Origin of the sequence: Photobacterium sp. J15 (genome assembly GCF_963870815.1) — a bacterium.
Taxonomy (GTDB): Bacteria; Pseudomonadota; Gammaproteobacteria; order Enterobacterales; family Vibrionaceae; genus Photobacterium; species Photobacterium marinum.
The window spans coordinates 33,616-48,183 of the sequence record NZ_CAWMUI010000002.1 but is presented as its reverse complement, the minus strand read 5'-3'; the positions used below and the strand labels follow the sequence as shown (position 1 = coordinate 48,183).

Below are 14,568 nucleotides of genomic sequence, written 5' to 3'. Positions count from 1 at the left end.
AACCCGACAAGTCCAAATCAAAAATAATAAAACGGCATATCTGAAGATATGCCGTTTGAATGGTCTATTACTTATTAAACGATGAAGCCCTGAATAAGCTACGAAACCCTGAAGTAAGACAGCAAGGATTTTTGTTCATCCGCAAGGCGTGACAGCTCTTCACTGGCCTGCGAACTCTGGGCTATACCAGCCACATTCTGGTTAACGATATCCGACGTGATGGTGACGTTCTGAGAAATATCCTTTGTTACACCAGACTGCTCTTCAGATGCTGTCGCCACTAGAGTGTTCAGCTCAGAAATTTGTGCTACCGAATCAGAAATCGTTGTGAATGCTTCACCAACCTGACGAGTAATATCCAGCGACTCATTGATCAGCTCAGAGTTAGACTTCATAAAGTTGTCAGCTTGCTGCGCCTGCTCCTGCAGACGTGAAATCAACTCCTGAATATCAACCGTCGACTGTTGGGTTTTCGCCGCCAACGAACGAACTTCGTCAGCAACCACGGCAAAACCACGCCCCTGCTCACCAGCACGTGCCGCTTCAATAGCCGCATTCAAAGCCAGCAGGTTGGTCTGCTCTGAAATTCCCGTAATCACATCCACCACAGTGCCGATTTCATTCGAGTATTCCCTCAGCTGATTCACAATCTCGGTTGATTCTTTTACCGAGCTGTCAATCTGGGCCGATATGTCATCAGAACGCTGCAATGCCTGCTGGCCGTCTGCGACATTCTGAATAGCCACACCGGCAGCATCCTCGGCACTGGCAGCATTAGTGCTGACTTCCGCTGCCGTGCTAGACAGTTCATTAATCGCTGTTGCCACCTGCTCAACCTGTGCCAGTTCCTGCTGAGCATTAGCTTCCGATTGTGTCATCACAGCAGCCAGTTCAACAGATGCAGATGACACGTTATCGGATATACCGTGGAAGCCCTCAATAATACGTTTCAGCTCTCGGTGCATTGCTATGGTGTTGGCATAAATGCCCGATTCCTTACCTGTCGGCTGAAACTGTTCGGTCAAATCTCCTTCCGCAACCTTCTTTACCATTTCAGCAATATCAGTCGGCTCACCACCGACTACACGCATCACGCCGCGATAAATGTAATAAGCAGCAAACAAGCCGATCAAAATTGAGATCAACGACAAGACAGCCAGCAACGTTTTGGCATTAGCAATATCTGTCTGCAACATCGGACCAATTCGATCCTGATTTTTCTTCGCTTCAAGCTCAATGGCTTCAATCGTTGATGCGGATTCATGCCCAACCACATCCAGAGTTTCAGTAATCAGCTTGTTTCGCTTTTCAATCGCTACCGTAACTTCATCAAATGCCTGCTGGTAAGTTTCAAATGCTTTTTCGAAATTATTGAATAACTGAACCCGTTCAGGGTTCTGAATTTGTTCACGCAGTTCAGAAGACTTCTTTTTGACATTGGCAAACTCTTGAATCGCCCTTTGCTTATCACTAACCTCGTTGCTGATCAAAAACTTAGAGACATAAAGTCGGGCAAGTAAGATGCTTTCCTGTAACTGCCCCGAATAATAAGCTGCATCAGAATCACCATCTATATATGCAGAACGCGAAATATCAGTCAGCGACTTTCTCATCAACAAGCCATTTGGGTCTAATTTGTCACCAACGGCTTTATGACGTAGATGAATAAGCTTATCGACTTCAATAAAGCCATCGCGATAAATAATCATTCCTTTTTCTATTTCTTGAAACTTCTGAATTAATTCAGGGTTAGACTCTTTCTCCAATACCTCTTCGATTAGAGACACAGCTGAATTAATTCGGCTTTCAATAGTAAGTTTCAATTCATCAGATTGATTTTTAATGTATTTATTAACAGCAAGGCGCGCTTCTATGACATTGGCCTGTATCCTACCAGAGGCTACGCTACTCCTGGCAAAGCCACGGTATTCAACAAACCCTTCCGATGTACTGTTGAAGCGGAAAAATGAAGTGACGGACATAACAAGCAGCAACGCAAGCAATATACCAAAGCCACACATTAATTGTTGTTTTAATCTCATGTAACTTCCCTGTTCATGGTTATTAATATTTTTATACTTTATCGGCAAAAATAAAAAAAGATAACTAACTATTTTATGGCAATTACATGAAGATTGATTGAAGTCACAATTATTAGAGATACAAAAGCAAACAAGTTCATAATCAAATAAACCAACCCACTTTATTATTAATAATCCATTAATAAAATACGATTAAAGAATATACGAATACGATTTAAACTCTCGAGTATGGAATTGGTTGCTTAGTTTATACCTGTATAAAATGTTGTTATTTAAGGTTTTCATCTTGATCATTTATTCTTGGTACAATACATATTATAGAATAGCGTTCTATATATGAGATTATTCACTAATAAAACAAATGTATTGTTTCCAAAGAAATATAGCTCACAAAGACAAACAACTAAAAAAACGAAGATAGTCAGAATAAAAGCACGGACAAGTATCTAATTATGGATGATATAAAGATTCCCCCCTCACCAATGATCAATAGCTTCATCCTATTAAAAGGCCAATACACACTGAACATGCCTGAAAAAGACAGGTTTTTTCCATTTTTACGCACCTTGTTGCGGAGTAATAAAGGTCACTATAATAAAGACAAAAATAACACTCTCACTGACCCACAGAATACAAGCAAACAATCAGATGAGAATAATAATCAAAAGGGTTTACTTAAGAATCTACCAGATATGATTGCGTGTGAAGTACTAAAGAAAAATACAGATAACGAGGCGATTGAATGCCTTCTGACCCAAATCAAAAATCAATATACATTTCCTCACAATATCCAAAACTTGCACCAGACTTTATTTCCCGAAGAGTATGATTATTTGAATGATACTGCAGAAGATATCAGGAAAAGGCGAATCGGCATTAGCCCTATGCGACAGGATTACATCGATTCTGTTAATCAACGCCGTCGATGCATCAATGTTGAGCCTTATGAATTAACGATTCACTCCCCGCTTGAAGATAAACAAGCAGCAGACTGCGCGCAATTTATCTCATCCTGGGACTATTGCAATTTAATCTATGATAACAAAGAGTTAAAAACAGAAAGTTAGTGCATCAATAGAAAATGTATGGGCTCAAAAAACGGTTTTTCAACAGATTTGACCACATCACTTAATGCTGCGCTTTCATAACCAAAGCCACAGCTTCAGCTACAGAATCGACGCAACAGAAATCGCGGTCGATTCTGTTTTCATCTCCGGGTTGGTACTTACCTGTTCTCACCAAACAGGCATCCAGCCCGGCATTGAGAGCCCCTTCCACATCACCGAAAACGTCATCCCCGATCATCAGAACAGATTCCGCTTCAAATTGAGTTGAAGCAACAACCTGAGCGAAAAAATCTACAGAAGGCTTGCCGACAATAATTGCTTTGGTATCAGCAGCATACTCAATCGCCCGAATAAAGGGTCCCGCATCCAGATGCAACCTCCCATCCTGTTTAAAATAACGGTTCATCCCAACAGCGATAAGGGGCGCCCCGGCCTGACATAACCGGAACGCACGATCCAAAGATTCATAGCACAACCTCTCTTCCGCATCGGCAATAAACACCGCATTGGGATCCGACTGTTCAATATCTTCAAACTCTGACTCAATGTTCCTATGTATCAGACAATACGGCCGCCAGTGTCGCTGATGAAGTAAGGCTTTTACCGCAGCCGGTGCCGTGAAGATTTGAGACGGTTCGATAGCAAAGCCCATTGAATCCAAATCCTGGTAAATCTGAACGCAGGTTTTTCGCGAAGTATTAGTGACAAACCGCGTCTCCACCCCACTCGCTTTCGTGGCTGCAATCGCCTCAATAGCTCCGGGAATACTCTGTTTACCGTCATAAAGCACGCCGCTAATATCAAAGAAAATGGCTTTGTACATTTGCCTTTCCTCACCGCCAGAACTTAAAAATCAGCTCTTCTGATACTCAAATTAAACCTTAAAGACGAGGTATAAATTGATTATAGAGTGCGTGACACAGTACAGCTTTCTGCCCCCTTTATCTTAAAAGCAGTCTTAACTTGTTCTTGCTCATACTTTGGTTATTAAAGTGCGGTAAGCCATGCTTTTTGCTCTAGCCTCATGGTGGAAGCCCGATAATTTACGGGGTAATTGCATAATTCAGAGGATGAGAATGCGATGAACCAACCGACAACACCCTTCATAATTTTTACCACCATGGTAGTGCTGCTATGGACTTCATCGCTCTGGGCTCAAACCTTTGATGAGAATGTCCTGATCGTCTCCCCAGTTCCTCATGATCTCTATACCGCAGGTCGCCATATAGAAATACAAAGTGAAATAGCAGGAGACCTTGTCGCGGGCGGCCAGATGATCAGCATTAACAGTATTGTTGATGGAGATATTATTGCCGCTGCAGAAACCATCAACCTACAAGCAGAAGTGTCGGATGATGTACGAGTAGCCGGACGACAAGTTATCATCAGTAATCACATTGCCGATCATATTGTCGCTGCCGGTGAAACGGTAACTTTAGAGCAGGACAGCCGGATAGGAAGCTGGGCATGGCTTGCCGGAGATACAGTTCGCATCTCCGGCTATATCGACCAAGAACTAAAAGCAGCAGCACGCCGAGTTATTATCAGTGGCGAAATCAATGGTGATGTAGAGCTGTTTGCCGAACAAATCGATATTCTGGATAGCGCCCGAATTCATGGCAATCTGATCTGGCACAGCGAACATCAACCAACAATTGAAAGTGGCGGGCAAATTAATGGTCAGCTAATCGAAAAACCATGGGAGCACACTGAGCATAACGGAGGTTCTCCTTTTGCCGGGCTTGCCTTCATCACGCTCAGTCTGATATTCAGCGGTATCGTAATCTACCTACTATTTCCTGCCCTTCCTCTGCAGACATCAAGAAGCCTGCAGCAAAGCCCCTGGTTATCTCTGTCTGCAGGATTGGGCGTACTTCTTATCACGCCAGTAGTGATTGCTGTTTTGTTTGTCACAGCTATAGGTTCATTACTGGCCTTTGCTCTGCTGGCAAGCTATCTGGTCATGATCCTTTTAGGAGTACTCTGTGCTCTTTTCTCCCTAGGTCTTATGGGGCTGCAGCTGACAGGGAAACGTGAAAAGGCAGGAAAAGGGCTGCGTATCCTCGCATTTGTTCTTGCTGTAATTGCAGTCGGACTACTTCAGTTAATTCCGTTTATTGGCAGCCTGATTTACCTTGCAGTGATCCTGTTCGGACTTGGTGGACTGACATTATCAATCTATCGAAACAGGCAAGTAATTTAAGGAATGAAGACAAATAAAAAGCCGCACCATTGCAGTGCGGCTTGGTATTATTAATCTTTACACCTTAGTCTACTTACTCAGCACACAAAAGATGCTTACTTGAGGCTTCGCCACTCATTACGTTGAGTATGCCGAGCCCGATGCAGTCACTTCTTTAAATCGGACATCACTGTTATTTGGCGAAGAAGTATAAATTTCAGTTTGTCGCTTTCCAAATTGTAAAATAACTCAGCCATCAAGCATGACACTCTAGACTGTGTTACCGCTGGCTTTCGCCAACTGAAACCTGCACCCTTGAGTCATATGAATGCAGCTTAATCCTCCAGAAGCTAAGCAAAACACGCTCACCACAGGTTTCCTTATAAATATGGTATCGAATCCTACTTTTAGCAAACCCGAATTAAATAAAAGACTGCGAAAACGTGATTCATTGCACTATTTCTCTTCAACACAGCTAACATTTTTAAAGCACGTTCTACTATAAAATTAATCTTTAGAAGATAAATCAAATGGTTAAGAAGGGAATATCTATCACATGTCGGCAATTGGGAAAAAACTGCTTCATGTACCCACGGCCCAGGCAGCACTCGCGCTGGCAACCACTGGTTTAGGGTTAGCCTGGTCACTATTCCTGCCCGGAAACGGAAACATCATTCGCAGTGTCTGTGCCGCTATGGGAGCATGTTTGCTAATCCCGGTCCTTCTCAAATTCACTCTTAACCCAAGGCACTTCCTACGCGATCTTCGTCATCCGCTCTACGGCAGCCTGATGGCACCGATGACCATGACTCTGCTGGTGCTGGCTGACTACCTGACATCTATCCATATCGAAAGTGCAAGGCTGTTATGGTATCCGTCCATGGTGTTTCACTTCGCTATGATGAGTTATTTTCTTATCGCCCAATTCAGAAAATTCCGGCTGGTTAACCTCTATCCCAGCTGGTTCCTTTACCCTGTCGGTGCAATCAGCGGCACCCTTGCTGGCTCTGGGCTCGGGCATACCGAGTTTGCAATTGCGATGACCAATATCTGTATCGCCGTCTATTTTGTCATGCTGCCGATTGTGCTTTATCGCGTCTGCTTTGCCGGAAGACTACCGCGCACCGCCCGCCCGACACTGACAATTATGGCGGCCCCGGTGAATCTGTCGCTTACCGCCTACCTGCTCAACGTTGCCCAGCCGGACCCAATTCTGACTGGCGCTCTGGCCGGAGTCGGAATTACGATGGCAATCCTCGTTAACCTGATTTACATAAAACTGCTTCAACAGCCGTTCCAGCCGTCACTGGCAGCGGTAACCTTTCCATCAGTAATCAGTGCCGTAGCCATTGAAAGGCTTACCCGGTGGGTAGTTACCGACTACCCACACTGGGCCTGGCTGGAGTCTCTGGGTAAATTTGAATTAATCGTTGCAACCGGACTGGTGATTTGGGTCGGAGCTCATTACATCAGCCTGTACCTGCCAAAAGAGACACTCAATAAACAAACACAGCACTGAGGTAAATTCTCAGTACAGCCTGCTGACATCTGACTCAAGTTTGTTGCATTGATACAGCTAAAATAAGCTAGCCTTTAGGTTAATAGCTTGAAACTGGTGTACTACAACGCCATGCATTACACCGTTTTATCGCTTTTCAATAGCCAGAGCGGAGGTAGCAACAATGGCATTCTCTGAGAGCCCGCAATTAACCGATCTCTATCAGCTGACAATGGTGCAGAGTTATCTTGATCACGACATGCAAGATCAGGCCGTCTTCGAGTTTTTTGTGCGCTCTCTGCCGGATAAGCGCAATTTCCTGATGGCTGCCGGGCTGGAACAACTTCTGGATTTTCTCACTCAAACTAAATTCAGTCAGAAAGAGCTGGATTATCTTGCCAACAGCGGATTTTTTCGTGACAACCTGATCGATTATCTGAGCAAATTCCGTTTTACCGGACAAGTCGATGCCATGCCGGAAGGCACATTGTTTTTTGCTAACGAACCTATCGTACGTATCACCGCTCCGCTGCCTGAGGCACAGTTAATCGAGACTCGGCTAATCAACCTGCTCCAGCTGCCAACTTTGGTAGCAACCAAAGCCGCACGCTGCCGTCTTGCCGCCAAAGATAAATTACTGGTCGATTTCGGTCTGCGCCGCGCTCACGGTTCGGAGGCCGGGATGCTTGCAGCCAGAGCCAGCTATCTTGCCACCTTTGATGGTACATCTAACGTATTAGCCGGACAGCACTACGGCATTCCTGTTTATGGCACCATGGCTCACTCTTATGTTCAGGCCCATGAATCAGAAACCCAAGCCTTTCGCCACTTTGCAGCCAGCCAGCCAGACAACCTGGTATTACTGGTCGATACCTACGACACCTTTCGGGGCACAGAGCGGGCTATTGAACTGGCCGAAGCGCTCAAAGCAGAAGGTGTTACCATCAAAGCCCTGCGACTCGACAGCGGGGATCTGGGTGATGAAGCCGTCAGAGTCAGAGAACTACTCGATCAACACGGTCACCAGGAAATCGGTATTTTTGCCAGCAGCAGCGTAGATGAATACCTGCTGATGCAAATGCACTATGAGCAGTCCCCCATTACCGGCTATGGCATCGGAACACACCTGACTACCTCAGAAGATGCACCGTACCTGAACTGTGCCTATAAACTTGAAGAGTATGCCGGGGTTGCACGCCGTAAACGCTCTCACGGTAAAGCCACCTGGCCCGGCAGCAAGCAGGTATTCCGCCATTATGATAAGGACGGCAAGATTGCTTATGACGAACTTTGTATCGCCAGTGAGGAACCGGAAAGCGGCCAACCACTGCTTGAAACTATTATGCAGAACGGCCAGCGACTGAAAGTACCGGAGTCACTAGATATTATCCGTCACCGGGTGAAAGAACAGCTTCAGACATTACCAGCGGATCTGGCTCACCTGACACGCAAAGAAGAGTTTGAACTAAGGATTTCGCCTGCACTTCAAAAACTGACTGACGAAACCAACAAACAGTTTAATTTCTGACGTTTGTATTCAGCGACTAATAATTAAAGAACCAGAGCGGTCACGGTGTTTCTGACGTGACCGTTTTATTATTAAAAAATTTCTTTTCACGGAAAAACAAACTGTTATCCCTTATTGATAATATTCATCCAGATGAATCATTATGCAATTGCACTTATATACCCTATGTTTTGCATAGGCTACGACTTTCCTCAACAGCCCCCCAGTAATCCATACAAGTAGTAACACGGATTATTGCCTGAACGTTCAGGTTCTGACGTTGTTTGTCAATAAGTTACTGTTAATACGGCTCATTGCCAGGAGGCACCATGCTTAATCAACATCAGATAAATAAACTACGAACCATACTCTCAGTATTCGTAATCTCTTTCAGTACTACAGCACTCTCCGCAACAACAGAGCTACCGGCTTTGAATGCGCTGCCTGATGAAAGCTCGATATCCGGCCTTTCATCCGGTGCATTTATGGCAGCTCAGTTCCATGTCGCTTATTCCAAAGATCTGGTGGGAGCGGGTATTGTCGCTGGAGGCCCGTGGAATTGTGCAGGAAATAATCCTTATGTGACACCGATACTGAGTGCGACCACAACTTGTATGAATCCATGTAAGAACAGCCTCTTCGGCTGTTCAAGTATTATGTATCCCAATAGTGGTTACTTAGCCGAACTGGCCAAACAAACAGCCAACGCCGGGCTGATTGATGCTGTTGAAAATCTCAAAGACGACAACGTCTATATCTTTTCCGGCAGCAGCGATGAGACCGTTGTCACTGGGGTTGTCGATACCACAGTCGACTTTTACCACAAACTCGGACTGAGTGATGATCACATTCGTTATCTCAACCAAATCAACGCTGGCCATGCTTTCATCACAACCGATCCTGACGATACAAAATGCAGTATCACCAAAGCGCCTTACATCAATGACTGCGACATCCCGCAAGCACAACAAATTCTCAAGCATATTTATGGTCAGCAACAGCCAGCAGCAAAATCACTCAGTGGCGAACTCATCGCATTTGATCAAAGTGCTTTCTTTGACGATCCGCTTACCAGCATGGATGACACCGCTTACGTTTATGTACCCCAAAACTGCCGCACTGAACAATGCAAGGTCCATATCGCCCTGCATGGCTGTGAGCAAGGCATATCAGTCATAGGAACCACCTATGTAAAAGAAACCGGCTATTTGGAAGCTGCCGACAGTAACAGCACCATCGTACTTTTCCCTCAGGTAAAAAAATCATCAGTCAGCCCAATGAATCCGAAAGGATGCTGGGACTTCTGGGGCTACAGCACAAACAACCTTCCTCCGTACAACTACTACAGTAAAGAAGCACCGCAAATGGTAGCGATTAAGAAAATGTTGGATCGCTTGATCAGTAAGCCACTAAAACTCACAAAGAATTAAACCCGCAACGGCGATAAAGAACGTTCAGCAGACAATAAAAAACGGCCCCGAGCATACGCCCGGGGCCGTTCTTACCGTTCCGTAATTATCCTGTGTTCCAAGCAGGATAAGCTGGATATAACCAGCAAGATCTGTACAACGTTTAACGTCTTGAGACCTTTATGCCAGCTCCCCCCCGTAACAAGGGAAGCAGCAAATTTGATCAAAATTTGATTCGCTCAAATCTGGGGACAATTTATCACAAATTTTTAGTAATGCAAAAATTATTTGAATCATTACCGCTATTTTTGATTTCACTCATTAGAATTGCACTTTGTTGAATAACTGTTCAGACAACACTTTACAAAACCCAATTCAACCGATCGCATAGGTAGCTAAATTAAGATCAATTAGTAAAAAATGTGATCAGATAATAACTAAAAACAATCAAGCAATGACGATAAACCACTGATTATGAATACCTTGACACCTTAAACTGTGAGATATTTTGAGTGTGTGCTGTTGTTCTTCTCTTTGAAAAACAAACTAAAGCAGCCTGTTATTTATACAAAAATTGTTTTTCCTTTCTGAAAAGGCCAACAACATTTTCTGTTTGACCAAACAAATCCATTCAACTTTTTTTGAATGGACGATAGGCTCTTATTCAATTATTTTGTAATAACTAAAAACATCCACTCCCTAAAAGTTTTTCCAAAAAACTTAAGTCAGAAGCTTTAGGACATTCGTCTTAACGTGGCCTCTCTCGTGCTTGTCAAAGAGTCCATAGAAGATTCTTGGCTCTGACAGCACACACAGATTATCGGTAGCAGCGACAGCTAATAGTCTATTTGACAGCCTTGAAAGGGAATATGCGCGAAGCAATTCTTGATACAACTAATTTTGCTAAGCTCGGCACAAGTGACGTTTTTTAATGGCAATAAAAAACGGCCCCGAGCATCTGCCCGGGGCCGTTTCGAATTCAGTGGTAACCCGAAGGGTTACAGTCTATTAAGCGTGTAGAAGCGCCATAGATTCTTTAGCGATTACCCACTCTTCGTTAGTTGGGATAACCATAGCTACTGGTGTGTTAGGCTGAGTGATAACACCCTTGTTGCCAAAACGTGCATCTGCGTTTGCAGCTTCATCTTCACGGTAGCCGAAGATCTTCAGAGCTTTCAGCACTTCGCTACGTACAGGCATTGAGTTCTCACCGATACCGCCAGTGAATACGATGCCGTCCAGCTCGTCCAGAGAAACCATGTAAGAAGCGATGTACTTCGCTACGCGGTAGTTAAACATATCGAATGCCAGCTTCGCAGCTTCGTCGCCGTTTTCCATTGCTTCAATGATACCGCGGCAATCGCTAGTAAGGCCAGAAACACCCAGGAAGCCAGAGTTACCAACAAGCTCTTTGTGCAGACGCTCTTCAGTCCAGCCTTTCTTCAACAGGAACTCAAGGATACTTGGGTCAAGGTCACCACAACGAGTACCCATCATCAGGCCAGCAAGCGGGGTGAAGCCCATGCTGGTGTCAACACTCTTACCATTCTTAACTGCACATACAGATGCACCGTTACCCAGGTGAACAGTAATGAAGCTGCTTTCTTCAGCTGGCTTGTTAACCATCTTCGCTGCTTCACGGCTAACGTAGTAGTGGCTTGTACCGTGGAAACCGTAACGACGGATGCCGTATTCTTTGTACAGTTCCTTAGAAATTGCGTAAGTGTACGCTTTTTCTGGCATAGACTGGTGGAAAGCAGTGTCGAATACTGCGTATTGTGCCAGTGAAGGGAATGCCTTAACTGCTGCACGCATACCGATAACGTGTGCCGGGTTGTGAAGAGGAGCCAGATCTTTCAGGTCTTCAATTTCCTGCATAATCTGCTCATCGATCTTCACGGTCTTAGTGAATTTCTCACCGCCGTGTACAACACGGTGACCTACAGCCACGATGTCTTGTTTGATACCAAGCTCTTCAAGCAGAGCAACAATGCGGTCTACTGCCTGCTGGTGGTGATTACCAGAATCATCCAGTTTGTATTCGTGTTTTTCGCCGTTGATTTTCCAGCTAACGTTAGCTTCAGGAAGGTTGAAACACTCACCCAGGCCACTCAGAGTTGCTTCGCCGGTAACAGTGTCGATCAACGCGAACTTAAGTGAAGAACTACCAGAGTTGATTACAAGAACTAGAGAATTGCTCATGGTTATCTCTCAGATTATTTAGGGCTTAAGGACAACATGTTGTCCCGTTACACGTCTTTATCTAGACTGCCGATAAACATGTGTGGAGCATCATTTATTCAGCATTGTATGTTTTGATTACATTATTCAATTTTTTTTGAATAACTCAACTTTTGTTTCTAATAATTGCAAAAAAATTGAGAATTCGCTGGCCCAGATCAAGTTTAGGGCAACGAAAACGTTTTCCTTGGTATAAAAAACGTGCATTTTTTTAAAAATTTTTTGAGTGTTGCAAGTTTATTCATATTTCATGAGTGCTAATCTGAATCGGATGGTTGTTAACCAATTCAAATTGGGATTCAAAAAGGATACATAACCATGATAATCAGCCCCGTCATCAAAGGTGTCGTTGCCCGTTCTGCTCATCCGCTAGGTTGCCGTGAAGCAGTAAAACAACAAATCGCTTATTGCCAGTCAGCGCCACAGGTTCATGATGGACCTAAACGAGCATTAATTCTTGGAGCATCTTCAGGTTTTGGCCTTGCTTCGCGGATAAGTCTGAGCTTTGGCGGAAGCCGCACTGAAACCTTAGGCATTTCTTTCGAACGTGGTCCGTCGGAAAAAGGAGTTGGCAGTGCAGGCTGGTATAACAACATCTATTTCAGACAAGAGGCTGAAAAGGCGGGAGTAAAATCTATTAACCTGATTGGTGATGCGTTTTCACCACAAACACGAGAACAAGTGATCCGTACTATCAGGGAAGAATTTGACGGCCAAATCGATCTGGTTATTTACAGCCTTGCGTCCGGTGTTCGCCCTGATCCGCAAACCGGTGAATTCTGGCGTTCAGCGATCAAACCCATTGGTCATTCCATCAACGGCCTGACTTTAGATCTTGAACACGAAGAATTGGCTGAAACCAGCCTGTCACCAGCTTCAGATCAGGAAATTCACGATACGGTAAAAGTCATGGGAGGAGAAGACTGGGAAGAATGGATAACCCTGTTAATCAAAGAAGGTGTACTGGCCGATGGCTGCAAAACCATCGCTTATTCCTATATAGGCCCCAAATCAACCTACCCGATTTATCATCTAGGCACACTGGGTCAGGCAAAATTGGATCTTCACAACAAGGCTGATCTTATCCACCAGCAGCTGCAGGACATCAAAGGCGAGGCCCATGTTGCAGTGTGTAAAGCCCTAGTTACCAAAGCCAGTGTATTCATTCCGGGCTTTTCACCTTACCTTCTGGCACTGTTTAAGGTCATGAAAATAATGGGGCTGCATGAGGGCTGTATTGAACAGGCACAGCGTCTGTTTAACAGTAAGCTTTATACCGCTGCCGATGAAACGGTTACTGATGAAAACCGCCTGATCAGACTCGACGACTGGGAACTACGTGATGATGTCCAACTGGCCGTGACGGAATTGATGGCGGAAATCACCCCTGAGAATTTCAAGCAACTCGGTGATTTTGACGGCTATCAGGAAGATTTCCTGAAACTCAACGGGTTCGGCTTTGACAGCATTGATTACGGGCAGGATATCAGTATGACCTTTATGGAAAGCCTGAAGCCATAACCCGCTCAGGCGCAGAAACTATCAGCAGCGCAAACTAAAGAACGAAAGCCGACGCAATACCCGAACACCGGATTTGGGTATTGCCTTATTATGCGCAGGATTTTGTTGATGAATGCGGCAACTCAGACCAACGTTGCTGCTGGAACCAGCGACACAAAAATGTCATCAGACTGCGTATACGCGGGTTAACATGAATGTCCCGATGACAGATCAACCACCAGTTAACCGGTGACAAATCAACTTCCGGCAATAGTTGAACTAAACCCGAATATTGTTTAGCAACAGCCTGTATCGTCACGCCAACTCCGGCTCCGGCACGGATTAAATCAACCTGCATTTTCTGACTGTCTGTCCGGAAGCTGAAATTCGATTTTTCTAATGTCTTGCCTTTGCGCTCTGCTTCATCAATGTATTTACTGTCAAAGTCAAAACCGATGAGCTGATGAACTCCGGAATGAAGTTCATCTAACGTTTTCGGTTCCCCTTTGTCCGCGAGATAATCCCGGTGAGCATAAAAGCCAACAGGCATTTCATACAGATGACTAACAACAAAATCAGGCTGATACGGTTTTACCTTAGCAAGGTGTAAGTCTGCATCCCGCTTATTGAGATTAACATCCTGCTCTGACACTAAAATTTCAACATCTATTAAGGGAAACTCGCGCTTAAAGGCCGCTATCGCTTCAGGAATAAAATAATAGGCCGCCAGTTCTCTAACTGCCAGCCGGACATGCCCTTCTACCAATTCAGAGCCAGCTTCGACCTGACGAGCGAAACTCTCTGCTCCCCTTGCCGTCTCCCTGGCAGACGCCAGCAGGCTGGCACCGGCCGAGGTAACCGTCAGCCCATTATATGAACGATCGAACAGGTTCTGGCCGCATTTTTCCTCCAGAGCATAGATATAGCGACTGACCGTTGGCTGAGACACACCAAGAACGTGAGCTGCGGCCGACATACTTCCCTCTTCCGCAACAGACAAAAATACACGAATGCTGTCCCACTCCATTTTATTCATTTTCGTATACCCGCTATGTATTTTTATCTGTTTACTATACCGATAATAATCCACAAACTGCATAACGGTGTTAATGATATGAATCG

At 44.7% G+C, this 14,568-nt stretch carries 10 protein-coding genes; 6 read left to right on the top strand and 4 right to left on the bottom strand.

What is annotated here, in order from left to right:
- Window positions 1-98: 98 nt before the first annotated feature.
- Window positions 99-2,042: a methyl-accepting chemotaxis protein gene (locus AACQ93_RS17090; RefSeq protein WP_064606878.1), complete on the bottom strand. Its 1,944-nt coding sequence runs from the start codon at window positions 2,040-2,042 to the stop codon at window positions 99-101.
- 452 nt (window positions 2,043-2,494) lie between these two features.
- Here AACQ93_RS17090 and AACQ93_RS17085 point away from each other — a divergent pair, with 452 nt between their 5' ends.
- Window positions 2,495-3,109 carry a hypothetical protein gene (locus tag AACQ93_RS17085; RefSeq protein ID WP_064606875.1) on the top strand — a complete coding sequence of 205 codons (615 nt, stop codon included), beginning with the start codon at window positions 2,495-2,497 and terminating at the stop codon, window positions 3,107-3,109.
- Between the two features lie 61 nt (window positions 3,110-3,170).
- On the opposite strand, the gene AACQ93_RS17080 is transcribed toward AACQ93_RS17085, so the two are convergent.
- Window positions 3,171-3,932, bottom strand: coding sequence for a TIGR01458 family HAD-type hydrolase (locus AACQ93_RS17080; protein WP_064606872.1), 762 nt, complete (start codon window positions 3,930-3,932; stop codon window positions 3,171-3,173).
- A 258-nt stretch (window positions 3,933-4,190) separates the two neighbouring features.
- Here AACQ93_RS17080 and AACQ93_RS17075 point away from each other — a divergent pair, with 258 nt between their 5' ends.
- From AACQ93_RS17075 to AACQ93_RS17060, 4 genes are all read left to right on the top strand, one after another.
- The gene (locus AACQ93_RS17075) at window positions 4,191-5,312 is read left to right on the top strand and encodes a polymer-forming cytoskeletal protein (protein ID WP_064606871.1); all 1,122 of its coding nucleotides are present in this window, start codon (window positions 4,191-4,193) and stop codon (window positions 5,310-5,312) included.
- Between the two features lie 535 nt (window positions 5,313-5,847).
- Window positions 5,848-6,810 (top strand): TDT family transporter, encoded by a 963-nt coding sequence (locus AACQ93_RS17070; RefSeq protein WP_064606867.1) that lies wholly within the window; start codon window positions 5,848-5,850, stop codon window positions 6,808-6,810.
- Window positions 6,811-6,973: 163 nt separating this feature from the next.
- Window positions 6,974-8,317 carry a nicotinate phosphoribosyltransferase gene (locus tag AACQ93_RS17065; RefSeq protein WP_064606865.1) on the top strand — a complete coding sequence of 448 codons (1,344 nt, stop codon included), beginning with the start codon at window positions 6,974-6,976 and terminating at the stop codon, window positions 8,315-8,317.
- A gap of 308 nt (window positions 8,318-8,625) precedes the next feature.
- Window positions 8,626-9,726, top strand: coding sequence for an extracellular catalytic domain type 2 short-chain-length polyhydroxyalkanoate depolymerase (locus AACQ93_RS17060; RefSeq protein ID WP_084419276.1), 1,101 nt, complete (start codon window positions 8,626-8,628; stop codon window positions 9,724-9,726).
- A 987-nt stretch (window positions 9,727-10,713) separates the two neighbouring features.
- On the opposite strand, the gene AACQ93_RS17055 is transcribed toward AACQ93_RS17060, so the two are convergent.
- Window positions 10,714-11,907 (bottom strand): acetate/propionate family kinase, encoded by a 1,194-nt coding sequence (locus AACQ93_RS17055; RefSeq protein ID WP_064606862.1) that lies wholly within the window; start codon window positions 11,905-11,907, stop codon window positions 10,714-10,716.
- Window positions 11,908-12,264: 357 nt separating this feature from the next.
- On the opposite strand from AACQ93_RS17055, the gene fabV reads away from it, so the two are divergent.
- Window positions 12,265-13,467, top strand: a complete 1,203-nt coding sequence (gene fabV / locus AACQ93_RS17050; protein ID WP_064606859.1) for an enoyl-ACP reductase FabV — start codon at window positions 12,265-12,267, stop codon at window positions 13,465-13,467.
- Between the two features lie 88 nt (window positions 13,468-13,555).
- On the opposite strand, the gene AACQ93_RS17045 is transcribed toward fabV, so the two are convergent.
- Window positions 13,556-14,482 (bottom strand): LysR family transcriptional regulator, encoded by a 927-nt coding sequence (locus AACQ93_RS17045; RefSeq protein ID WP_064606855.1) that lies wholly within the window; start codon window positions 14,480-14,482, stop codon window positions 13,556-13,558.
- Window positions 14,483-14,568: the final 86 nt, after the last annotated feature.

Coding starts and splice junctions, on each gene's coding strand:
- AACQ93_RS17065 (WP_064606865.1), top strand. CDS start 6,974: ATGGCATTCTCTGAGAGCCCGCAATTAACCGATCTCTATCAGCTGACA.
- AACQ93_RS17060 (WP_084419276.1), top strand. CDS start 8,626: ATGCTTAATCAACATCAGATAAATAAACTACGAACCATACTCTCAGTA.
- AACQ93_RS17080 (WP_064606872.1), bottom strand. CDS start 3,932: ATGTACAAAGCCATTTTCTTTGATATTAGCGGCGTGCTTTATGACGGT.
- AACQ93_RS17085 (WP_064606875.1), top strand. CDS start 2,495: ATGGATGATATAAAGATTCCCCCCTCACCAATGATCAATAGCTTCATC.
- AACQ93_RS17045 (WP_064606855.1), bottom strand. CDS start 14,482: ATGAATAAAATGGAGTGGGACAGCATTCGTGTATTTTTGTCTGTTGCG.
- AACQ93_RS17055 (WP_064606862.1), bottom strand. CDS start 11,907: ATGAGCAATTCTCTAGTTCTTGTAATCAACTCTGGTAGTTCTTCACTT.
- fabV (WP_064606859.1), top strand. CDS start 12,265: ATGATAATCAGCCCCGTCATCAAAGGTGTCGTTGCCCGTTCTGCTCAT.
- AACQ93_RS17075 (WP_064606871.1), top strand. CDS start 4,191: ATGAACCAACCGACAACACCCTTCATAATTTTTACCACCATGGTAGTG.
- AACQ93_RS17070 (WP_064606867.1), top strand. CDS start 5,848: ATGTCGGCAATTGGGAAAAAACTGCTTCATGTACCCACGGCCCAGGCA.
- AACQ93_RS17090 (WP_064606878.1), bottom strand. CDS start 2,042: ATGAGATTAAAACAACAATTAATGTGTGGCTTTGGTATATTGCTTGCG.